The following is a 21,041-nucleotide window of genomic DNA, read 5'->3' as shown; positions in this document are numbered from 1 at the left end:
GCGCGGCTCGGTAGGATTCCGGTGTCACGTCGCCTGTGACGTGTCGAGACTTCCTCAGTCTCAGCGAGGCCTTCAGTCAGGAGAGACCGGTGTCAGACGTCCGTGTGATCATCCAACGCGATTCCGAGCGGGAAGAACGCGTGGTGACGACGGGCACTACGGCCGCCGACCTCTTCGCCGGTGAGCGCTCGATCGTCGCCGCCCGTGTCGGGGGCGAGCTCAAGGACCTCTCCTACGAGCCGCAGGACGGCGAGACCGTCGAGGCCGTGGAGATCTCCTCCGAGGACGGGCTCAACATCCTCCGGCACTCCACCGCGCACGTCATGGCCCAGGCCGTCCAGGAGCTCTTCCCGGAGGCCAAGCTGGGCATCGGCCCGCCGGTCAAGGACGGCTTCTACTACGACTTCGACGTCGAGAAGCCGTTCACCCCCGAGGACCTCAAGGCCGTCGAGAAGAAGATGCAGGAGATCCAGAAGCGCGGGCAGAAGTTCGCCCGACGCGTGGTGACGGACGAGGCCGCCCGCGAGGAGCTGGCCGACGAGCCGTACAAGCTGGAGCTGATCGGCCTCAAGGGCTCCGCGTCCTCGGACGACGGCGCGGACGTCGAGGTGGGCGCCGGCGAGCTGACCATCTACGACAACCTGGACGCCAAGACCGGCGAGCTGTGCTGGAAGGACCTCTGCCGCGGTCCCCACCTGCCCTCCACCCGGCTGATCCCCGCGTTCAAGCTGATGCGCAACGCCGCCGCCTACTGGCGGGGCAGCGAGAAGAACCCCATGCTGCAGCGCATCTACGGCACCGCCTGGCCGTCCAAGGACGAGCTGAAGCAGTACCTGGACTTCCTCGCCGAGGCGGAGAAGCGCGACCACCGCAAGCTGGGCAACGAGCTCGACCTGTTCTCCGTCCCGGAGCAGATCGGGTCCGGCCTCGCCGTCTTCCACCCCAAGGGCGGCATCGTCCGCCGCGTGATGGAGGACTACTCGCGCCGCCGCCACGAGGAGGAGGGCTACGAGTTCGTCTACACCCCGCACGCGACGAAGGGGAAGCTCTTCGAGACCTCGGGCCACCTGGACTGGTACGCCGACGGCATGTACCCGCCCATGCAGCTCGACGAGGGCGTGGACTACTACCTCAAGCCCATGAACTGCCCGATGCACAACCTGATCTTCGACGCGCGCGGCCGGTCCTACCGCGAACTGCCGCTGCGTCTCTTCGAGTTCGGGACGGTGTACCGGTACGAGAAGTCCGGCGTGGTGCACGGCCTGACCCGCGCCCGCGGCTTCACCCAGGACGACGCGCACATCTACTGCACCAAGGAGCAGATGGCGGAGGAGCTCGACAAGACGCTCACCTTCGTGCTGAACCTGCTGCGCGACTACGGCCTCACCGACTTCTACCTGGAGCTCTCCACCAAGGACCCGGAGAAGTTCGTCGGCTCCGACGAGGTGTGGGAGGAGGCCACCGAGACGCTGCGGCAGGTGGCCGAGAAGCAGGGCCTGCCCCTCGTGCCCGACCCGGGCGGCGCCGCGTTCTACGGCCCGAAGATCTCCGTCCAGGCCAAGGACGCGATCGGCCGGACCTGGCAGATGTCGACCGTGCAGCTCGACTTCAACCTGCCCGAGCGGTTCAACCTCGAGTACACCGCCGCCGACGGCACCAAGCAGCGCCCGGTGATGATCCACCGAGCCCTGTTCGGCTCCATCGAGCGGTTCTTCGCGGTGCTGCTGGAGCACTACGCGGGCGCCTTCCCGGCCTGGCTCGCCCCGGTGCAGGCCGTCGGCATCCCGGTCGGCGACGCCCACGTGGAGTACCTCCAGGACTTCGCCGCCGACGCGAGGAAGAAGGGCCTGCGGGTCGAGGTGGACTCCTCCTCGGACCGGATGCAGAAGAAGATCCGCAACGCGCAGAAGCAGAAGGTGCCGTTCATGATCATCGTCGGTGACGACGACATGAACGCCGGCACGGTCTCCTTCCGCCACCGCGACGGTTCCCAGGAGAACGGCATCCCGCGCGACGAGGCCATCGCCAAGCTGGTCGACGTGGTGGAGCGCCGCGCCCAGGTGTGACGCGCTGACGGAAGGCCCCCGGGAGCTCAGGCTCCCGGGGGCCTTCCGCGTTCCTCCTCCGTGGCGAAGACGGTCATCAGCCAGGAGGCGAAGGAGCCCGTGACCGCGCCGAGGAGGGCGAGGCCGCAGGCCATCAGGCCGGCCGCGATCACCCGGCCGAGCGGCGTCACCGGGGAGACGTCGCCGTAGCCGACGGTGGCCAGGGTGGCGCACGCCCACCACACCGAGTCCCCGAAGGTGCGGATGGTGGCGCCGGGGGCGCCCCGTTCCTGCTGGTAGACGGCGAGCGCCCCGGCCAGGCCGAGCAGCGTCACGGAGACCCCCGCGTAGGTCATCACCCGCGCCTGCAGCGAGAGCCTGGGGCGGCCCCGGCGGCGCAGCACCGCCTCGTAGAGCCGCACGATCCGCAGCGGGCGGAGCAGGGGGAGCAGCAGCACCAGGGTGTCCAGCCAGTGGGTGCGCACGAACCGCAGGCCCTGGCCGCTGCGGCGCCAGCGGGCCGCGTAGTCCAGGGCCAGGACGAGCCAGGCCCCGGCGATCACCGCGAGGGCCAGGCGCCGCCACCCGGTCGGCAGCCCGTGGCCCAGGACCAGGAGGGCGTAGGCGGCGAGGAAGAGCAGGGAGGCGGCGGCGAGCGGGATCTCCGCACGGTTGTCGCGGGGGTCGCGGGTGTCCATGCGGTCAGCCTGTCGGCCCGGGCGGGCGGCCGCACCCGGCGACACGTTCCGTACGGGCGACGCCATATGCTGCGTGGTATGACGAGTGAGCCGGAGCTGCAGATCGGGGTGGGTTCGCCGGACGCCTTCCAGCGGCTGTGGACCCCCCACCGGATGGCGTACGTCCAGGGCGAGAACAAGCCCACCGGTCCGGAGGCCGGCGAGGGCTGCCCGTTCTGCTCGATCCCCGGCAAGTCGGACGAGGACGGGCTGGTCGTCCGGCGCGGCGCCCACGTGTACGGGGTGCTGAACCTGTACCCGTACACCGGCGGTCACCTGATGGTGGTGCCCTACCGGCACGTCGCGGACTACACCGGGCTGACCGCCGAGGAGACGGCGGAGCTGGGGGAGCTCACCAAGCAGGCGATGGTCGCGCTGCGCCGCTGCTCGGGGGCGCACGGCTTCAACATCGGCATGAACCAGGGCACGGTCGCGGGGGCGGGCATCGCCGCCCACCTGCACCAGCACGTGGTGCCCCGCTGGGGCGGGGACACCAACTTCATGCCGGTGGTGGGGCACACCAGGATCCTCCCGCAGCTCCTGGCCGACACCCGCGCGATGATCGCCGCCGCCTGGCCCTCCGACTGACCGGTCCGCCGGCTTGACCGGTCTACGCGTCGTAGGTGTCGGCCTTGCGCGGGGTCGGGTCCTGGACGGCTCCGCTGACGACGGAGGAACGGGCGCCGAACTTGTCGGTGGCGACGCCGTGCTCGTCCAGCACGCCGATGACCGCCTGGTGGACGGCCCGCAGCACCGGCGTGGCCACGCGCATCGCGTCGTCGGCCATGAAGCGGTGCCGCCAGGGCTGCTCGGCCCAGGAGTGACGCAGGCCGAACGGTTCGGGCAGGCTCAGGCTGCCGCCGAGCCAGTTGAGCGGCTTGTGGAACCAGGTCAGCGGGGCGCGGGCGGCGAGGCGGACCACCTCGTCGGGGTCGACCAGCGGCAGGGCGACGGTCCGCTTCTCCCAGGGCTTGAAGGCCTTGTCGACGGACTTCTCCTTGGCGGCGGGCTTGGAGTTGAACAGCCCGTGCACGGGGCCGAGCGCGTGCCCGGTGACCTCGATGCGCAGCGTCTGGTAGAGCACGGTGACCGTGATCAGCATGGTGAGGACCAACTGGCCCTCCCACAGCACCCATTGGACGCCCAGGTAGTGGCGGTCGCCGCTGCCGAACTGCTGGCGGTTGCAGATCTGCTGTATGGCGTGCGACTTGTAGCGGAAGCCGTCGAGGTCGGCGCCCTCCGGCCGGGCGACGGAGTCCGTGCCCTCCGGGACGGGGGAGACGATCCAGTGCTCGACCGAGGGCTTGGGAATGCCCTCGGTGGGGACGGGGGTGCGCTCCATCAGGGAGAGCTTGGCGTGGATGGCGCGGACCACGTCCCAGCTGCGGAAGGCGTAGATCTCCTTGTCCGCCTCCGCGGGCACCAGGTCCTCGGCCATCTGCCAGCTGCCCCAGCGTGTTCCCATGCCGAGGATGCCCTTGGGGCCCGCGTAGAAGACGACGTTGGACTGCTGCTCGGCGCCCAGGCGGTTGAGGGACTGGCGGAGCCGTTCGGCCGACTCGTCGGGGTTGGAGGGGACGGCCTCGGGGACCTTGGCGCCGATGCTGCTGCCGGAGAGCAGGCTGGCCCACCGGTCGCGCAGGTCGCGGGCGGTGGACTCGCAGATCCGCTTGGCGACGAGCCAGCCGATCACCGGGGCGACCACCGCTCCGCGCGAGTACCAGGCCCAGATCCCGCCGAAGGGCATCTGGACGAAGAAGACCACCGCGAGCAGGCCGAAGGCGGCCAGCAGCAGGCTGCCCATGCCGGAGGTGCGGCGGTTCTCCGCCTTGGCGAGGGTGGCGCGGATCGTGAAGACCAGCAGCCAGGCCAGCAGGCCGGGCAGGAAGAGGACGCCGCACAGCAGCATCACGGCGGTGAGCCGCAGGTCGCGGGTGCGGCGCAGGCCGTTGGCGGCCAGGCAGTGGACGACCACGGTCTGCGGGTCCATGCCGAAGGACTGGACGACGGGCTTGCGGCCGGGGTCGACCAGCCGGTCGATCACCGCGCGGGAGAAGGCCTCGCCGAGGTTGGGGCGGAAGATCCTGGCCCAGGACTTGCCGGGGTTGACCTTCGACCGGTGCCACTCGTTGTCGGCGTCGAGAATCTTCTCGACCGGGTCGTCCCGGTACGCCGCGGAGGCCAGCGCGAAGGTGGCCTGCTGCCCCTCGCCGCCGGCCGCCGGCACCATCGGCCCGAATGCGTCGCTCGACACGGTTGTTTCCGCCCCCCCTGCCGCGGTGTTCCGCGGCGGTGTGTCCTGGCCTGCCCGCACGCCCGTCGATCGGCTCGTCAGCCTATCGGCCCGGTGACGGGCCGGGTGGCCCCCGGCGGAATCGTCCGCCCGGGACCGGCCCGTCCGGCTCCGGTCGCGCACTACACAGACTGCCCAGGACGGGGGCCGGGTCAACCCCCGTTCCCGGGCGCACTGTTGCGGGAGGTCAGGCGGGCGCGGCCGCCTTCTCGCGCAACCGCCGTACCGCGTGCTCGGGGACCGGCTCGTGCCGCAGGTACCGGCGGTGGAAATCGGCGGTGCCGTGGGAGAGGGAGCGCAGCTCCACGGCGTAGCGGTCGATCTCCAGCTCGGGGATCTCGGCGCGGACCAGGACGCGGCCTCCCTCGGTCTGCTCGGTGCCCAGCACCCGGCCACGGCGGGAGGACAGGTCGCTCATCACGGCCCCCACGTACGCGTCGCCGGTCAGCACGGTCACCTCGGCCACCGGCTCCAGGACGTGCAGCCGGGCCTCGGCGGCGGCCTCGCGCAGGGCGAGCGCCCCGGCGGTCTGGAAGGCGGCGTCGGAGGAGTCCACCGAGTGCGCCTTGCCGTCGAGCAGGGTGATCCGGACGTCGGTGAGCGGATGTCCGGAGCCGAGGCCCTTGGCGGCCTGGGCGCGGACCCCCTTCTCCACGGACGGGACGAACTGGCGCGGGATCGCCCCGCCCACCACCTCGTCGGCGAACTCCACGCCGGAGCCGGCCGGCAGCGGCTCCACCCGGATCTCGCAGATGGCGAACTGCCCGTGCCCGCCGGACTGTTTGACGTGCCGGCCGCGCCCGGGGGCCGGCTCCGCGAAGGTCTCGCGCAACGCCATCCGGTGCGGGACGACGTCGACCCGCACGCCGTAGCGGGTGCGCAGGCGCTCCAGGGCGACCTCGGCGTGGGCCTCGCCGAGGCACCACAGGACGACCTGACGGGTGTCGCGGTTGTGCTCCAGCCGCAGGGTGGGGTCCTCGGCGGCCAGGCGGGACAAGCCCTCGGAGAGCCGGTCCTCGTCCGCCTTGGAGTGCGCCTCGACGGCGAGCGGGAGCAGCGGGTCGGGCAGCGCCCAGGGCTCCATCAGCAGCGGATCCTCGCGGGCGGAGAGGGTGTCGCCGGTCTCCGCGCGGGAGAGCTTCGCGACGCACACCAGGTCGCCGGCGACGGCGTGGGTGACCGGGCGCTGCTGCTTGCCGAACGGGCTGGTCAGCGCGGAGACCCGTTCGTCGACGTCGTGGTCCTCGTGCCCCCGGTCGGTGAGCCCGTGGCCGGCGACGTGGACGACGGTGTCGGGACGCAGGGTGCCGGAGAAGACGCGGACCAGCGACATCCGGCCCACGTACGGGTCGGAGGCGGTCTTGACCACCTCGGCGAGCAGCGGTCCGCCGGGGTCGCCGAGCCGCACCTCGCGGGGCGTGCCGTCGAGGGTGGTGACCGCGGGGGCGTGGCGTTCGGGCGGGGAGGGACAGCCACGGGTGATCAGGTCGAGGAGCTCCACGGTGCCCAGCCCCTGGCGGGCGCCGGGCGGCGCGGGCGCGGCGCACAGGACGGGGTGGAAGGAGCCGCGGGAGACGGCCTTCTCCAGGTCCCCGATCAGCGTGGCGGTGTCGACGTCCTCGCCGCCGACGTAGCGGTCCATCAGGGTCTCGTCCTCGCTCTCCGCGATGATCCCCTCGACGAGCCGGGTGCGGGCCTCCTCGATCAGCGGGACGCGGTCGGCGTCGGGCTCCCGCTCGGCGCGTTCGCCGGTGGAGTAGTCGAAGAGCTTCTTGGTGAGCAGGCCGACCAGCCCGGTCACCGGGGCCTGCCCGTCGGGGCCGGCGGGGCCGCGCAGCGGCAGGTAGAGGGGGAGGACGGCGTCGGGGTCGTCGCCGCCGAAGGCCTCGGCGCACAGCCGGGTCATCTCCTCCACCCCGGTGCGGGCGGACTCCAGGTGGGTGACGACGATGGCACGGGGCATGTCGACCGCCGCGCACTCGTCCCAGAGCGCACGGGTCGTGGCGTCCACCCCGTCCGAGGCGGAGACGACGAAGAGGGCCGCGTCCGCGGCGCGCAGACCGGCCCTGAGTTCGCCGAGGAAGTCGGCGTACCCCGGGGTGTCCAGCAGGTTGATCTTGAAGCCGTCCCATACGACGGGCACCAGCGAGAGCTGCACCGAGCGGTGCCGGCGCTGCTCGATCTCGTCGTGGTCGGAGACGGTGCCGCCGTCCTCGACCCGGCCCGCCCGGCTGACCGCTCCGGCGGTCCGGGCGAGGGCCTCGACCAGCGTGGTCTTGCCCGACCCGGTGGGGCCGACCAGCACCACGTTCCGGATGGAGGCGGGCCGGTCGGCCGCTCGCGCCCTTCCGGCGGCCCCGGGGTGGTCCTTGTTCCTGTCGCCCATGGTCCTGCCCTCCCGTGCACGGTGAGGTGGCTGTCGCCGGCCGTCGCCGGCGCGGACGGGCGGTCCCAAGGGCCGCTGCGGCGGCGCCCGGCGCGCCCGCGGTTCCCTTCGAGCTTCGCACCGTCGCCGGGACCCGTCCATACGAGGGACGGCCGCCCTCCGGGGGGAGGCCGTGTCCGGGCCGTGACCCGGCACGGTGGGTGCCCCGCCTTCGGCGCCCCGGACGCGTGGCTACGATGGGCCGGGCCGGTGGCCAGCAGGGGCGCCGGCCGCCAAGACCCTCGGGAAGGCCATGCTGAACAAGTACGCGCGTGCTTTCTTCACGCGTGTTCTCACACCGTTCGCCGCGTTTCTCATCCGCCGGGGCGTCAGCCCCGACACGGTCACCGTGCTGGGGACCGCCGGTGTGGTCGTGGGTGCGCTGGCCCTCTTCCCGCTGGGGGAGTTCTTCTGGGGCACGATCGTCATCACCCTGTTCGTGTTCTCGGACCTGGTCGACGGCAACATGGCCCGCCAGCTCGGCCGCTCCAGCCGGTGGGGCGCCTTCCTGGACTCCACGCTCGACCGCGTCGCGGACGGCGCGGTCTTCGGTGGCATCGCCCTGTGGTACGCGGGCGGCGGGGACAGCGTGACGCTGTGCGCGGTGGCGATCTTCTGCCTGGCCAGCGGTCAGGTGGTGTCCTACACCAAGGCGCGCGGCGAGTCGATCGGACTGCCGGTGGCGGTCAACGGGCTGGTGGAGCGGGCCGAGCGGCTGGTGATCACGCTGGTGGCGGCCGGCCTCGCCGGACTGCACGCGTTCGGCGTCCCGGGCGTCGACGTACTGCTGCCCGTCGCGCTGTGGATCGTCGCCGTGGGCAGCCTGGTCACGTTGGCCCAGCGGGTGGTCACGGTGCGCCGCGAGGCCGCCGAGGCCGACGCCGGGGCCGCCTCGTGAGCGGCCTGAAGGACCGCCTCGCCGACGCGCTGTACGGGCTCGGCTGGGCCACCGTGAAGAAGCTGCCCGAGCCGGTGGCCGCCGGACTCGGCCGGAGGATCGCCGACACCGCCTGGCGCAGGCGTGGCGCGGGGGTGCTGCGGCTGGAGCGGAACCTGGCGCGGGTGGTGCCCGACGCGTCGCCCGAACGGCTCGCGGAGCTGTCCCGGGCGGGCATGCGGTCCTACCTGCGGTACTGGATGGAGTCGTTCCGGCTGCCCGCCTGGAGCAGGGAGCGCATCGACTCCTCGGTCGAGGCCGAGGACCTCCACCTGCTCACCGACGCCCTGGCCGGCGACCGCGGCGTGATCGTCGCCCTGCCGCACATGGCCAACTGGGACCTCGCCGGGGCCTGGGTCACCACCCACCTGGGCACCCCGTTCACCACCGTCGCCGAACGCCTCAGGCCCGAGACGCTCTACGACCGGTTCGTCGCCTACCGCGAGGGGCTGGGCATGGAGGTGCTGCCGCACACCGGCGGTTCCGCCTTCGGCGCCCTGGCCCGGCGGCTGCGCAAGGGCGGCATGGTCTGCCTGGTCGCCGACCGGGACCTGTCCGCCTCCGGCGTCGAGGTCGACTTCTTCGGCGAGAAGGCCCGGATGCCGGCCGGTCCGGCGATACTCGCCCAGCAGACCGGGGCGCTGCTGTTCCCGGTCACCCTCTGGTACGACGACACGCCGGTGATGAAGGCGCGCATCCACCGGCCGGTGGAGGTGCCGGAGAGCGGGACGCGCGCGGAGAAGTCGGCCGTGATGACGCAGGACCTCGCCGACGCCTTCGCGTCCGGCATCGCCGAGCACCCGCAGGACTGGCACATGCTGCAGCGGCTGTGGACCGGCGACCTCGACGAGCGGCCCGGCACGGGGGAGAGCGCATGAGGATCGGCATCGTCTGCCCGTACTCCTGGGACGTCCCCGGCGGCGTCCAGTTCCACATCCGGGACCTCGCCGAGTACTTCGTCCGGCAGGGCCACGAGGTGTCCGTCCTGGCCCCCGCCGACGACGACACCCCGCTGCCGCCCTACGTGGTCTCCGCGGGACGCGCGGTGCCGGTGCCGTACAACGGCTCGGTGGCCCGGCTCAACTTCGGCTTCCTGTCCGCGGCGCGGGTCCGGCGCTGGCTGCACGACGGGGCGTTCGACGTCATCCACATCCACGAGCCCGCCTCGCCCTCGCTCGGCCTGCTCGCCTGCTGGGCGGCGTCGGGGCCGATCGTGGCGACCTTCCACACCTCCAACCCGCGCTCGCGGGCGATGATCGCCGCGTACTCGATCCTCCAGGCCGCGCTGGAGAAGATCAGCGCGCGGATCGCGGTCAGCGAGTACGCCCGGCGCACGCTGGTCGAGCACCTGGGCGGCGACGCGGTGGTCATCCCCAACGGCGTCGACGTCGACTTCTTCGCCAAGGCCGAGCCGAACCCCGAGTGGCAGGGCGGCACCATCGGCTTCATAGGACGGATCGACGAGCCGCGCAAGGGACTGCCGGTCCTGATGCGGGCGCTGCCGCGGATCCTCGCGGCGCGGCCGGAGACCCGGCTGCTGGTCGCCGGACGCGGCGACGAGGAGGAGGCGGTGGCCTCGCTCCCCGCGGAGCTGCGGTCCCGGGTGGAGTTCCTCGGCATGGTCAGCGACGAGGACAAGGCGCGGCTGCTGCGGTCGGTCGACGTGTACGTGGCGCCCAACACGGGCGGGGAGAGCTTCGGGATCATCCTGGTCGAGGCGCTCTCGGCGGGGGCGCCGGTGCTGGCCTCCGACCTGGACGCGTTCGCGCAGGTCCTCGACCAGGGCGCGGCGGGGGAGCTGTTCGCCAACGAGGACGCGGACGCGCTGGCGGACGCGGCGGTCCGGCTGCTCGGGGACCCCGCGCGGCGGGACGAACTGCGGGAGCGGGGGCGGGCGCACGTCCGGCGGTTCGACTGGTCGACGGTCGGGGCGGACATCATGTCGGTCTACGAGACGGTCACGGCGGGCGCGGCGGCGGTCGCGGCGGACGACCGCGCCACGGGGCTGCGGGCCCGCTGGGGCCTAGCCCGCGACTGACCCTTCCCGCGCCCCGCGGTACCCCCCGCTCGCACGGCCCCCGCGAGCAATGCGCCCCAGCGGGTGAGGCCCCCTTGCGGGACACTCGCCCTGCGGGGTACGCCTCCCTGCGGGGGGACCCGTCCCTGCGGGGTACGCCTCCCTGCGGGGGGACCCGTCCCTGCGGGGTACGCCTCCCTGCGGGGGGACCCGTCCCTGCGGGGCATCCCCCCCTGCGGGGGCATGCGTCCCTGCGGGGTACGTCTCCCAGCGGGGCACGCGCTCCTGCGGTGCACTCGCCCCTGCGGGGGATCGGGATCCCGCGGGGTACGCGCCCCTGGGGGAACACGCCTCCGTGGACAACGGGTACGCCCGCCCCCTGCGGGCGGCGGTTGGGCCGCCCAGGGGGCGATGGGGGTCCACGGTCCATCTGCTGAGCGCAGCCGAGAGCCCGGGGGGTGGTGCCTTCGTGGAGGGTCGCTTGCTTCGACCGGGCCCGGGCGGGTGGCGTGAGCCGCGGTGTGCGTAGGCGAGGGCCTGCGCGCTGCCCAGGGCCTCGACAGGGCCCCAGCGGCACGCTTGCCCGTTCGCCGGCGGCGGCGGCGCCCCGCACCAGGACCGGACCGGCGGCGCCGTACGCACGCCGTGGCTGCGAGGCCCGCAGCGGCGGCGGATACCCTGCCGCGGTGACCGCAACGCTGATCTGGATCCTCGTCGCCCTCGTCGCGATCGGGCTGTACCTGAGCTGGACCGCCGGCCGCCTCGACCGCCTGCACGCCCGGATCGACGCCGCCCGCGCCGCCCTGGACGCCCAGTTGCTGCGCCGCGCCTCCGTCGCCCAGGAGCTGGCGACCGCCGGCGTGCTCGACCCCGCCGCCTCCATCGTGCTGTACGAGGCCGCGCACGAGGCCCGCCAGGCGGAGGAGGAGCACCGCGAGATCGCGGAGAGCGAGCTCAGCCAGGCCCTGCGCGCCGTGTTCGCCGAGACGCAGCAGGTCGAGGGCGTCCGCGAGGCCCCCGGCGGCGAGGAGGCGGTGCGCGAGCTCGCCGAGGCGGTGCGCCGCGTCCCGATGGCCCGCCGGTTCCACAACGACGCCGTCCGCGCCGCCCGCGCCCTGCGCCGGCACCGCAAGGTGCGCTGGTTCCGGCTGGCCGGCCACGCCCCGTTCCCGATGGCGTTCGAGATGGACGACGAGGCCCCCGCCGCCCTCGTCGAGCGCGCGAACTGACCTCCGGCCGCGTGCGGGGCAGGCCACGACCTGCGCATTGGCTCTTGTCCCGCCCCCGCCGCGCGGCGTTTCCTCACAGGGACAACACTCCTCCGCACCCTTGTGAGGCATGCCCATGTCCACCCTCAACGGCACCGAGTCCGCCCCCGTCACCGGCACCGCCCGCGTCAAGCGCGGCATGGCCGAGCAGCTCAAGGGCGGCGTCATCATGGACGTCGTCACCCCGGAGCAGGCGAAGATCGCCGAGGACGCCGGCGCGGTCGCCGTGATGGCCCTGGAGCGGGTGCCCGCCGACATCCGCAAGGACGGCGGCGTGGCCCGGATGTCCGACCCGGACATGATCGAGGGCATCATCGGCGCGGTCTCCATCCCGGTGATGGCCAAGTCCCGCATCGGTCACTTCGTCGAGGCGCAGGTCCTCCAGGCCCTCGGCGTCGACTACATCGACGAGTCCGAGGTGCTCACCCCGGCCGACGAGGTCAACCACTCCGACAAGTGGGGCTTCACCACTCCCTTCGTCTGCGGCGCGACCAACCTGGGCGAGGCGCTGCGCCGGATCTCCGAGGGCGCGGCGATGATCCGCTCCAAGGGCGAGGCCGGCACCGGCAACGTCGTCGAGGCGGTCCGCCACCTGCGGCAGATCAAGGGCGACATCGCGCGCCTGCGCGGCCTGGACGAGCACGAGCTGTACGCCGCCGCCAAGGAGCTGCGCGCCCCCTACGAGCTGGTCCGCGAGGTCGCCGAGCTCGGCAAGCTGCCCGTGGTGCTGTTCTCGGCGGGCGGCGTCGCCACCCCGGCCGACGCCGCGCTGATGCGGCAGCTCGGCGCGGAGGGCGTGTTCGTAGGCTCCGGCATCTTCAAGTCCGGAGACCCGGCCAAGCGTGCCGCCGCCATCGTGAAGGCCACCACCTTCTACGACGACCCCAAGGTGATCGCGGACGCCTCCCGCAACCTGGGCGAGGCCATGGTCGGCATCAACTGCGACGTGCTCCCCGAGTCGGAGCGCTACGCCAACCGCGGCTGGTGACCGGGGAGATGACGGAGCACGACCGTCCCGTGATCGGCGTCCTGGCCCTCCAGGGCGACGTCCGGGAACACCTCGCGGCGCTGGCCGAGGCCGGCGCCGCGCCGGTCACGGTCCGCCGGCCCGAGGAGCTCGACGCCGTGGACGGACTGGTCCTGCCCGGCGGCGAGTCGACCGTGATCTCCAAGCTGGCCGAGCTGTTCGGGCTGCTGGAACCGCTGCGCGAGCGGGTGCGGGCCGGGATGCCGGTCTACGGGACGTGCGCCGGGATGATCCTGCTCGCCGACCGGATCGCCGACCCGCGCTCGGGCCAGCAGAGCGTCGGCGGCATCGACATGACCGTGCGCCGCAACGCCTTCGGGCGGCAGAACGAGTCCTTCGAGGCGCCGCTCGACGTGGCCGGGGTGACGGGCGACCCCGTGCCGGGGGTGTTCATCCGCGCGCCCCTGGCCGAGTCGGTCGGGGAGGGCGTGGAGGTCCTCGCCCGGCACGAGGGCGCGGTGGTCGCCGTGCGCCAGGGCAACGCCCTGGCCACCGCCTTCCACCCGGAACTCACCGGCGACTGCCGGGTGCACGCGCTGTTCACCGGGATGGTGCGGGCGAAGCGGACAGCGGGAGCCTTGTAGGATCTCTGGCGTTCGTACGGAGATGGGTAACGCGAAGGAGACAGGCAGATGTCCGGCCACTCTAAATGGGCTACGACGAAGCACAAGAAGGCCGTGATCGACGCCAAGCGCGGCAAGCTCTTCGCGAAGCTGATCAAGAACATCGAGGTCGCTGCGCGGACCGGCGGCGCCGACCCGGACGGCAACCCGACGCTCTACGACGCCATCCAGAAGGCGAAGAAGTCGTCGGTCCCGAACAAGAACATCGACTCGGCCGTCAAGCGCGGCGGCGGCCTCGAGGCCGGCGGCGTCGACTACGAGACGATCATGTACGAGGGTTACGGCCCGAACGGCGTCGCGGTGCTCATCGAGTGCCTCACCGACAACCGCAACCGCGCCGCCTCCGACGTCCGCGTCGCCATGACCCGCAACGGCGGCTCGATGGCCGACCCCGGCTCGGTGTCGTACCTGTTCAACCGCAAGGGCGTGGTGATCGTCCCCAAGGGCGAGCTGTCCGAGGACGACGTCCTGGCCGCCGTCCTGGACGCGGGCGCCGAGGAGGTCAACGACCTCGGCGAGACCTTCGAGGTCCTCAGCGAGGCCACCGACCTGGTCGCGGTCCGCACCGCGCTCCAGGACGCCGGCATCGACTACGACTCGGCCGACGCCAACTTCGTCCCCACCATGCAGGTCGAGCTGGACGAGGAGGGCGCGCGCAAGATCTTCAAGCTGATCGACGCGCTCGAGGACAGCGACGACGTGCAGAACGTCTACGCGAACTTCGACGTCTCCGACGAGGTCATGGAGAAGGTCGACGCCTGATCGCGCGTGCGGCGGGCCGGCGGGACGGACACGTTCCGCCGGCCCGCCGTCTGCTTCAGGGGTCCTGTCGGTGCGGCGCGATAGCCTTCCTGCCTGCGGGAACACGTGAACGAACGCGGAACGAGGCCGGGAGGCGAACGCGGTGCGCGTACTGGGGGTGGACCCGGGGCTGACCCGGTGCGGCGTCGGCGTGGTCGAGGGCGTGGCCGGACGGCCGCTGACCATGCGCGGCGTCGGCGTGGTCCGCACGCCCACGGACGCCGAGCCCGCGCTGCGGCTGGTCGCCCTGGAGGAAGGGCTGGAGCGGTGGCTCGACGAGTACCGCCCGGAGTTCGTCGCCGTCGAGCGGGTCTTCGCCCAGCACAACGTCCGCACGGTGATGGGCACCGCCCAGGCAAGCGCCGTCGCCATGGTCTGCGCCGCCCGCCGCGGCATCCCCGTCGCGCTGCACACCCCCAGTGAGGTCAAGGCCGCCGTCACCGGCAGCGGCCGGGCGGACAAGGCGCAGGTCGGAGCCATGGTCACGCGCCTGCTGCGGCTGGACGCCCCGCCCAAGCCGGCCGACGCGGCGGACGCGCTGGCCCTGGCCATCTGCCACATCTGGCGGGCCCCGGCGCAGAACCGCCTGCGGCTCGCGGTGGACCGGCAGGCGCTGAGGAACCAGCACACCGCGCGCACCCTCGGCCGCCCCCGCCCGGCCCGCGCCAGGCCCCCACAGGCCGCGCCCGCCACCGGGGCCACGCCGCCGGAAGCGCCCGGGCCCGCGCCCGGCCCCGGAAGCGCCGCAGCCGACCCCGGAGGCCCCGCAGCCGGTCCCGGCCTTCGCGGCACCGGCGGCACCGGGCCCGAAGCCCCCGCCGCTCCCGCCCCCGCCGCCGCGCCGGAGACCACCCCGCGCGCCGCGGCCCCGCGGACCACCACCGCACCCGCCACCACCACCGCACCCGCCACCACCCCGCAACCGAAAGGCCGCCCCGCATGATCGCCTTCGTGAGCGGCCCCGTCGCCGCCCTCGCCCCGGACTCCGCCGTGGTCGAGGTGGGCGGCATCGGCATCGCCGTCCAGTGCACCCCCGGCACCCTCGCCGCCCTCCGCCAGGGGGAGAACGCCCGGCTGGCCACCTCCCTGGTGGTCCGCGAGGACTCGCTGACCCTCTACGGCTTCGCCGACGACGACGAGCGCCAGGTGTTCGAGCTGCTGCAGACGGCCAGCGGCGTCGGCCCCCGGCTCGCCCAGGCCATGCTCGCCGTGCACAGCCCCGACGCGCTGCGCCGGGCGGTCGCCGCCGGGGACGAGAAGGCGCTGACCGCCGTCCCCGGCATCGGCAAGAAGGGCGCCCAGAAGCTGCTGCTGGAGCTCAAGGACCGCCTCGGCGCGCCCGTCGGCTCGGCCCCCCGCCCCGCCACCGCCGGCGCCGCCGGACCGGCGGGCTGGCGCGACCAGCTGCACGCCGCCCTGGTCGGCCTCGGCTACGCCGCCCGCGAGGCGGACGACGCCGTCGAGGCGGTCGCCCCCCAGGCCGAGGCGGAGACCGACCCGCAGATCGGACGCCTGCTGAAGGCGGCGCTGCAGACCCTCAACCGAGCCCGCTAGGAGACCCCGGTGAACTGGGACGACACGTCCGACGGCATGTCCGACGGCACGGCCGGCACCGCCGGTGGCGCCTACCCCGCCGCCGAGCGGCTGGTCGGCGCGTCCGCGGACGGCGACGACCAGGCCGTCGAGGCCGCGCTGCGCCCCAAGGACCTGGACGAGTTCATCGGCCAGGAGAAGGTCCGCGAACAGCTCGACCTGGTGCTGCGGGCCGCCCGCGCCCGCGGCGCCACCGCCGACCACGTCCTGCTCTCCGGCGCGCCCGGCCTGGGCAAGACCACCCTCTCGATGATCATCGCCGCCGAGATGGGCGCCCCCATCCGCATCACCAGCGGCCCCGCGATCCAGCACGCCGGCGACCTCGCCGCGATCCTCTCCTCCCTCCAGGAGGGCGAGGTCCTCTTCCTCGACGAGATCCACCGCATGTCGCGGCCCGCCGAGGAGATGCTGTACATGGCGATGGAGGACTTCCGGGTCGACGTGGTCGTCGGCAAGGGGCCCGGCGCCACGGCGATCCCGCTCGAGCTGCCCCCGTTCACCCTGGTCGGGGCCACCACCCGGGCCGGTCTGCTGCCCCCGCCGCTGCGGGACCGCTTCGGCTTCACCGCCCACATGGAGTTCTACTCCCCCCAGGAGCTGGAGCGGGTCATCCACCGCTCGGCCCGACTGCTCGACGTGGAGATCGACGCCGAGGGCGCCGCCGAGATCGCCGGCCGCTCCCGCGGCACGCCCCGCATCGCCAACCGGCTGCTGCGCCGGGTCCGCGACTACGCCCAGGTCAAGGTGGACGGCGTGATCACCCGTGAGGTGGCATCCGCGGCGCTCCAGGTTTACGAGGTCGACTCCCGCGGACTGGACCGGCTGGACCGGGGGGTGCTGGAGGCGCTGCTCAAGCTGTTCGGCGGCGGCCCGGTGGGCCTGTCCACGCTCGCCGTCGCGGTGGGGGAGGAGCGCGAGACGGTCGAGGAGGTGGCCGAGCCGTTCCTGGTCCGGGAAGGACTGCTCGCCCGCACGCCCCGCGGCCGGATCGCCACGCCCGCCGCGTGGGCCCACCTCGGACTGACCCCGCCGCAGGCGTCCGCGCCCGGCGCCGGGCGGGCCGGTCAAGCGGGACAAGGCGACCTGTTCGGGGCGTGACGACGTGTGACGGCAGGTAAAGCTCGCTACGGAAGGAACCCCGGTGACATGCTGGGCGTTGTTCCATCTGCGCGGGCTCGCTTAGACTCCGCCGATGCCGCCCCTGTGGGGCGGCGCCCCCAAGCCCCCGTCAACAGGCCGCTCACCATCGCGGTCGTGCGAAGGAAATCTCCGTCCCGTGGATATCTTGACCCTTTTCCCGTTCATCATTCTTATCGGGGCCATGTTCCTGATGACCCGCTCGGCCAAGAAGAAGCAGCAGCAGGCGGCCGAGATGCGGAATCAGATGCAGCCCGGCACCGGCATCCGGACGATCGGGGGCATGTACGCCACGGTCAAGGAGGTCAGCGACGAGACCGTGCTCCTCGACGCCGGCCCGGGCGTCGAACTGCTCTTCGCGAAGAACGCCATCGCCGCGGTGCTCCCCGACGACGAGTACAACCGGATCGTGCACGGCATCGAGGCCGACCTCAAGGACGACGTCGTTCCCGACGACGCCTCCTCCCTCACCGAGGCGGACACGGACGCCGGCGCCGGCGACAAGGTCGACCTCGGCAAGAAGGCGGAGGACGAGCCGAAGAAGACCGACGGCGAGTCCGACGCCAAGTAGGCACGCTCCTGCGTGGGGGGTGACTGGTCGCGCCCCGCGCACCCCGGGGGGGAACGCCCGCGTTCCGTACGGGGTCCGAACTTGTCATGGCCGCCCGCCGGCCCCTCAGGGGCGCGCGGCGGCCCGAGAGGGAGTACGAGAAGGTGGCAGCACCTAAGAAGGGCCGCAGCGCGAACGCGCCGAGCAAGCCGGGACGCGCCCTCGCCCTGATCCTGATCGCCATGGTGGCGCTCACCGGAGGCATGTTCGCCTCCGGTCACACCACCCCGCGTCTCGGCATCGACCTGGCCGGCGGCACCAGCATCACGCTGCGCGCGGTGGCCGAGCAGGGCCAGGAGTCGGCGATCAACCCGACGAACATGGCCACGGCGGTCGACATCATGGAGCGCCGGGTCAACGGCCTGGGCGTCTCCGAGGCCGAGGTCCAGACCCAGGGCGACCGCAACATCATCGTCAACATCCCCAAGGGCACGAACTCGCAGCAGGCCCGGGACCAGGTCGGCACCACCGCCAAGCTGTACTTCCGCCCCGTGCTGCAGACCGAGGTCTCCGGGGCCCAGCCCGTCCCGACGCCGGGCGCCACCGACGGGGCCTCCCCGTCGGCAGAGCCCTCCGGGAAGCCCAGCGGGAAGGCGAGCGACTCGCCCTCCGCGCCCGCCGCCTCCGACCCGTCCGCGGACGCCTCGCCGCAGGGCCGTGCCCTGACCGAGGGCCTCAAGGCCGCCACCGCCTCTCCCTCGCCGGACGCCTCCGGCGCCCCCGAGGCCCCGGCCGAGACCCCCGCCCCCGCGGCCACCGCGCCCGTGGACGAGAAGGTCCAGGCGCAGTACGCCACGCTCGACTGCACCGACGCAAAGCAGCGCTCCGGCGCGGGCGAGGGCAGCAAGCCCTCCGACTCCATGGTCGCCTGCGGCCAGAACGCCCAGGGCCAGTGGCAGAAGTACGTGCTCGGCCCCGCCGCGGTCGACGGCACCGACGTCGACGACGCCCAGGCGGTCTACAACACGCAGACCGGCGCCGGCTGGACCGTCACCATGGAGTTCACGGACAAGGGCGCCGACAAGTTCGCCGACATCACCGGCAAGCTCGCCACGCAGCCCAGCCCGCAGAACCAGTTCGCCATCGTCCTCGACAACGAGGTCATCTCCGACCCGTACGTGAGCCAGGCGCTGACCGGCGGCAACGCCGAGATCTCCGGCAGCTTCGGGCAGGAGGAGGCGCAGTCGCTGGCCAACATGCTGTCCTACGGCGCCCTGCCGCTCTCCTTCGAGGAGGACAGCGTCACCACGGTCACCCCGGCGCTCGGCAGCGAGCAGCTCGAGGGCGGCCTGATCGCCGGCGCCATCGGCCTCGCGCTGGTCGTGATCTACCTGCTGACCTACTACCGCGGTCTCGGTTTCGTCGCGCTCCTGTCGCTGGGCGTCTCCGCGGTGCTGACCTACACGATCATGTCGCTGCTCGGCCCGGCCATCGGCTTCGCGCTGAACCTGCCGGCCGTCTGCGGCGCCATCGTCGCCATCGGCATCACGGCGGACTCGTTCATCGTGTACTTCGAACGCATCCGGGACGAGATCCGCGACGGACGCACGCTGCGTCCCGCCGTCGAGCGGGCCTGGCCCCGTGCCCGGCGCACCGTCCTGGTCTCCGACTTCGTGTCGTTCCTCGCCGCCGCCGTCCTCTTCGTGGTGACCGTCGGCAAGGTGCAGGGCTTCGCGTTCACCCTCGGCCTGACCACGCTGCTCGACGTGGTCGTGGTGTTCTTCTTCACCAAGCCGCTGATGACGCTCCTGGCCCGCACCAAGTTCTTCTCCAGCGGCCACCCGTGGTCCGGCCTGGACCCGAAGCGTCTGGGTGTGCAGCCCCCGCTGCGCCGCACCCGTCGTTCCTCCGCCCTCGTCGAACCGAAGGAGGCCTGAGATGTCGAAACTCGGCAACCTCGGCGCCCGGCTCCACCGCGGCGAGGTCGGCTACGACTTCGTCGGCAAGCGCTTCGTCTGGTACGGCGTCTCGATCGCGATCACGGTCGTCGCCATCCTCGGCCTGACCTTCAAGGGTCTCCACATGGGCATCGAGTTCCAGGGCGGCGCCGTCTTCACCACCCCGAAGACCAGCCTCTCGGTCACCCAGACCGAGGAGATCGCGGAGGAGGCGTCCGGCCAGGACGCCATCGTCCAGGGCCTCGGCACCGGCGGCATGCGCGTCCAGGTCGCCGGCATCGACACCGACAGGTCGGACGCCATCAAGGCGGAACTGGCAGAGCGGCTCGACGTCGACTCCGAGCAGATCAACGCCGAGCTGGTCGGCCCGAGCTGGGGCGAGCAGATCGCCGACAAGGCCTGGCAGGGCCTGGCGATCTTCATGGTCCTGGTCGTGATCTACCTGGCCATCGCCTTCGAATGGCGCATGGCCCTGGCCGCGCTGGTGGCCCTGATCCACGACATCACCATCACCGTCGGCATCTACGCCCTGGTGGGCTTCGAGGTCACGCCGGGCACGGTGATCGGTCTGCTGACCATCCTCGGTTACTCCCTCTACGACACGGTCGTCGTCTTCGACAGCCTCAAGGAGGGCACGCAGGGGATCACCAAGCAGACCCGCTGGACCTACCGGGACGTCGCCAACCGCTCCATCAACGGCACGCTCGTCCGGTCCATCAACACCACCGTGGTGGCGCTGCTGCCGGTGGCGGGCCTGCTGTTCATCGGCGGTGGCGTCCTCGGCGCCGGCATGCTGAACGACATCTCCCTGTCGATCTTCGTGGGCCTCGCGGCCGGCGCCTACTCGTCGATCTTCATCGCCACCCCGCTCGTCGCCGACCTCAAGGAGCGCGAGCCGGAGATGAAGGCCCTGCGCAAGCGGGTGCTCGCCAAGCGCGCGCAGGCCGGCGAGGGTGCCACGGCCGTGGCCGACGCGGACGCGGTCGACGAGGACGCGCCGGAGACCGGGCCCGCCGTGGTGGGCCCGCGCACCGGTCGCAGCGGCCGGGCCTCCGGAAGGAGGCGGTGACCCCGTGACGGACATCCAGGAGCTCCTGCTCAGCCGCATCCGCGAGGTCGAGGACTACCCCGAGCCCGGCGTGAAGTTCAAGGACATCACGCCGCTGCTGGCGGACCCGGCGGCGTTCGCGGCGCTCACCGACGCGCTCGCCGACATCGCGGTGCACACCGGGGCGACGAAGATCGTGGGCCTGGAGGCCCGCGGCTTCATCCTGGGCGCGCCCGCGGCGGTGCGGGCCGGGATCGGCTTCGTTCCGGTCCGCAAGGCCGGCAAGCTGCCGGGGGCCACGCTGAGCCAGGCATACGACCTGGAGTACGGATCGGCCGAGATCGAGGTGCACGCGGAGGACCTGTCCGCCGAGGACCGGATCCTGGTCGTCGACGACGTCCTCGCCACCGGCGGCACGGCGGAGGCCTCCCTCCAGCTCGTCCGCCGGGCGGGCGCCGAGGTCGCGGGCCTGGCCGTGCTGATGGAGCTCGGTTTCCTCGGCGGCCGCGCCCGCCTGGAGCCCGCCCTCGCCGGCGCGCCCCTGGCGGCCCTCCTGGTCGTCTGACCCCCCTCGCCCCACCG

18 protein-coding genes and 1 pseudogene are annotated in these 21,041 nt (G+C 72.9%); 16 read left to right on the top strand and 3 right to left on the bottom strand.

Annotated features, from left to right (window positions below):
- Window positions 1-89: 89 nt before the first annotated feature.
- The gene (gene thrS, locus ACWD3O_RS11915; RefSeq protein ID WP_451415755.1) at window positions 90-2,066 is read left to right on the top strand and encodes a threonine--tRNA ligase; all 1,977 of its coding nucleotides are present in this window, start codon (window positions 90-92) and stop codon (window positions 2,064-2,066) included.
- A 26-nt stretch (window positions 2,067-2,092) separates the two neighbouring features.
- Here thrS and ACWD3O_RS11910 read toward each other — a convergent pair whose 3' ends face one another.
- Window positions 2,093-2,743 (bottom strand): potassium channel family protein, encoded by a 651-nt coding sequence (locus tag ACWD3O_RS11910; RefSeq protein WP_451410965.1) that lies wholly within the window; start codon window positions 2,741-2,743, stop codon window positions 2,093-2,095.
- Window positions 2,744-2,809: 66 nt separating this feature from the next.
- Here ACWD3O_RS11910 and ACWD3O_RS11905 point away from each other — a divergent pair, with 66 nt between their 5' ends.
- Complete coding sequence (locus ACWD3O_RS11905) at window positions 2,810-3,370, top strand: HIT family protein (RefSeq protein ID WP_451410964.1); 561 nt, start codon at window positions 2,810-2,812, stop codon at window positions 3,368-3,370.
- A gap of 22 nt (window positions 3,371-3,392) precedes the next feature.
- Here ACWD3O_RS11905 and ACWD3O_RS11900 read toward each other — a convergent pair whose 3' ends face one another.
- A complete protein-coding gene (locus tag ACWD3O_RS11900) occupies window positions 3,393-5,012 on the bottom strand; it encodes a hypothetical protein (protein WP_451415828.1) in 1,620 nt (539 codons plus the stop codon).
- Between the two features lie 250 nt (window positions 5,013-5,262).
- Window positions 5,263-7,461, bottom strand: a complete 2,199-nt coding sequence (locus ACWD3O_RS11895; protein ID WP_451415754.1) for an elongation factor G-like protein EF-G2 — start codon at window positions 7,459-7,461, stop codon at window positions 5,263-5,265.
- Between the two features lie 292 nt (window positions 7,462-7,753).
- On the opposite strand from ACWD3O_RS11895, the gene pgsA reads away from it, so the two are divergent.
- The 14 genes and pseudogenes from pgsA to ACWD3O_RS11825 all read left to right on the top strand — a co-directional run bounded on the left by pgsA (window position 7,754) and on the right by ACWD3O_RS11825 (window position 21,024).
- Window positions 7,754-8,398 carry a phosphatidylinositol phosphate synthase gene (pgsA, locus tag ACWD3O_RS11890; RefSeq protein ID WP_451410962.1) on the top strand — a complete coding sequence of 215 codons (645 nt, stop codon included), beginning with the start codon at window positions 7,754-7,756 and terminating at the stop codon, window positions 8,396-8,398.
- Complete coding sequence (locus tag ACWD3O_RS11885; protein ID WP_451415753.1) at window positions 8,395-9,315, top strand: phosphatidylinositol mannoside acyltransferase; 921 nt, start codon at window positions 8,395-8,397, stop codon at window positions 9,313-9,315. The genes pgsA and ACWD3O_RS11885 overlap by 4 nt, the downstream gene beginning before the upstream one ends.
- Entirely contained in the window at window positions 9,312-10,475 is a 1,164-nt protein-coding gene (locus ACWD3O_RS11880) for a glycosyltransferase family 4 protein (protein WP_451410960.1), read from the top strand. The genes ACWD3O_RS11885 and ACWD3O_RS11880 overlap by 4 nt, the downstream gene beginning before the upstream one ends.
- A gap of 665 nt (window positions 10,476-11,140) precedes the next feature.
- The gene (locus ACWD3O_RS11875; protein WP_451415752.1) at window positions 11,141-11,683 is read left to right on the top strand and encodes a hypothetical protein; all 543 of its coding nucleotides are present in this window, start codon (window positions 11,141-11,143) and stop codon (window positions 11,681-11,683) included.
- Between the two features lie 115 nt (window positions 11,684-11,798).
- Window positions 11,799-12,710 (top strand): pyridoxal 5'-phosphate synthase lyase subunit PdxS, encoded by a 912-nt coding sequence (pdxS, locus tag ACWD3O_RS11870; protein ID WP_356134157.1) that lies wholly within the window; start codon window positions 11,799-11,801, stop codon window positions 12,708-12,710.
- Between the two features lie 8 nt (window positions 12,711-12,718).
- Window positions 12,719-13,333 (top strand): pyridoxal 5'-phosphate synthase glutaminase subunit PdxT, encoded by a 615-nt coding sequence (gene pdxT, locus ACWD3O_RS11865; protein WP_451415751.1) that lies wholly within the window; start codon window positions 12,719-12,721, stop codon window positions 13,331-13,333.
- Between the two features lie 48 nt (window positions 13,334-13,381).
- Window positions 13,382-14,134 (top strand): YebC/PmpR family DNA-binding transcriptional regulator, encoded by a 753-nt coding sequence (locus ACWD3O_RS11860; protein ID WP_451410957.1) that lies wholly within the window; start codon window positions 13,382-13,384, stop codon window positions 14,132-14,134.
- A 142-nt stretch (window positions 14,135-14,276) separates the two neighbouring features.
- Window positions 14,277-14,798 (top strand): annotated as a pseudogene (gene ruvC, locus ACWD3O_RS11855) (crossover junction endodeoxyribonuclease RuvC); the annotation flags it as partial.
- 314 nt (window positions 14,799-15,112) lie between these two features.
- Window positions 15,113-15,727 (top strand): Holliday junction branch migration protein RuvA, encoded by a 615-nt coding sequence (gene ruvA / locus ACWD3O_RS11850; protein WP_451410956.1) that lies wholly within the window; start codon window positions 15,113-15,115, stop codon window positions 15,725-15,727.
- A gap of 9 nt (window positions 15,728-15,736) precedes the next feature.
- Window positions 15,737-16,864, top strand: a complete 1,128-nt coding sequence (ruvB, locus tag ACWD3O_RS11845) for a Holliday junction branch migration DNA helicase RuvB (protein WP_451415750.1) — start codon at window positions 15,737-15,739, stop codon at window positions 16,862-16,864.
- A 178-nt stretch (window positions 16,865-17,042) separates the two neighbouring features.
- Window positions 17,043-17,474 carry a preprotein translocase subunit YajC gene (gene yajC / locus ACWD3O_RS11840; protein WP_451415749.1) on the top strand — a complete coding sequence of 144 codons (432 nt, stop codon included), beginning with the start codon at window positions 17,043-17,045 and terminating at the stop codon, window positions 17,472-17,474.
- A 143-nt stretch (window positions 17,475-17,617) separates the two neighbouring features.
- Window positions 17,618-19,390, top strand: coding sequence for a protein translocase subunit SecD (gene secD / locus ACWD3O_RS11835; protein WP_451410954.1), 1,773 nt, complete (start codon window positions 17,618-17,620; stop codon window positions 19,388-19,390).
- 1 nt (window position 19,391) lies between these two features.
- The gene (secF, locus tag ACWD3O_RS11830; protein WP_451410953.1) at window positions 19,392-20,480 is read left to right on the top strand and encodes a protein translocase subunit SecF; all 1,089 of its coding nucleotides are present in this window, start codon (window positions 19,392-19,394) and stop codon (window positions 20,478-20,480) included.
- A 4-nt stretch (window positions 20,481-20,484) separates the two neighbouring features.
- Window positions 20,485-21,024: an adenine phosphoribosyltransferase gene (locus ACWD3O_RS11825; RefSeq protein WP_451410952.1), complete on the top strand. Its 540-nt coding sequence runs from the start codon at window positions 20,485-20,487 to the stop codon at window positions 21,022-21,024.
- Window positions 21,025-21,041 lie beyond the last annotated feature (17 nt).

The organism is Streptomyces sp. NPDC002640 (assembly GCF_053592575.1).
Note: the sequence above shows the minus strand (reverse complement) of the source record. Positions and strands in the feature narration are given on the sequence as shown.

Coding starts and splice junctions, on each gene's coding strand:
- ACWD3O_RS11910 (WP_451410965.1), bottom strand. CDS start 2,743: ATGGACACCCGCGACCCCCGCGACAACCGTGCGGAGATCCCGCTCGCC.
- ACWD3O_RS11905 (WP_451410964.1), top strand. CDS start 2,810: ATGCTGCGTGGTATGACGAGTGAGCCGGAGCTGCAGATCGGGGTGGGT.
- ACWD3O_RS11900 (WP_451415828.1), bottom strand. CDS start 5,012: ATGGTGCCGGCGGCCGGCGGCGAGGGGCAGCAGGCCACCTTCGCGCTG.
- ACWD3O_RS11895 (WP_451415754.1), bottom strand. CDS start 7,461: ATGGGCGACAGGAACAAGGACCACCCCGGGGCCGCCGGAAGGGCGCGA.
- pgsA (WP_451410962.1), top strand. CDS start 7,754: ATGCTGAACAAGTACGCGCGTGCTTTCTTCACGCGTGTTCTCACACCG.
- ACWD3O_RS11880 (WP_451410960.1), top strand. CDS start 9,312: ATGAGGATCGGCATCGTCTGCCCGTACTCCTGGGACGTCCCCGGCGGC.
- pdxS (WP_356134157.1), top strand. CDS start 11,799: ATGTCCACCCTCAACGGCACCGAGTCCGCCCCCGTCACCGGCACCGCC.
- pdxT (WP_451415751.1), top strand. CDS start 12,719: ATGACGGAGCACGACCGTCCCGTGATCGGCGTCCTGGCCCTCCAGGGC.
- ACWD3O_RS11860 (WP_451410957.1), top strand. CDS start 13,382: ATGTCCGGCCACTCTAAATGGGCTACGACGAAGCACAAGAAGGCCGTG.
- ruvA (WP_451410956.1), top strand. CDS start 15,113: ATGATCGCCTTCGTGAGCGGCCCCGTCGCCGCCCTCGCCCCGGACTCC.
- secF (WP_451410953.1), top strand. CDS start 19,392: ATGTCGAAACTCGGCAACCTCGGCGCCCGGCTCCACCGCGGCGAGGTC.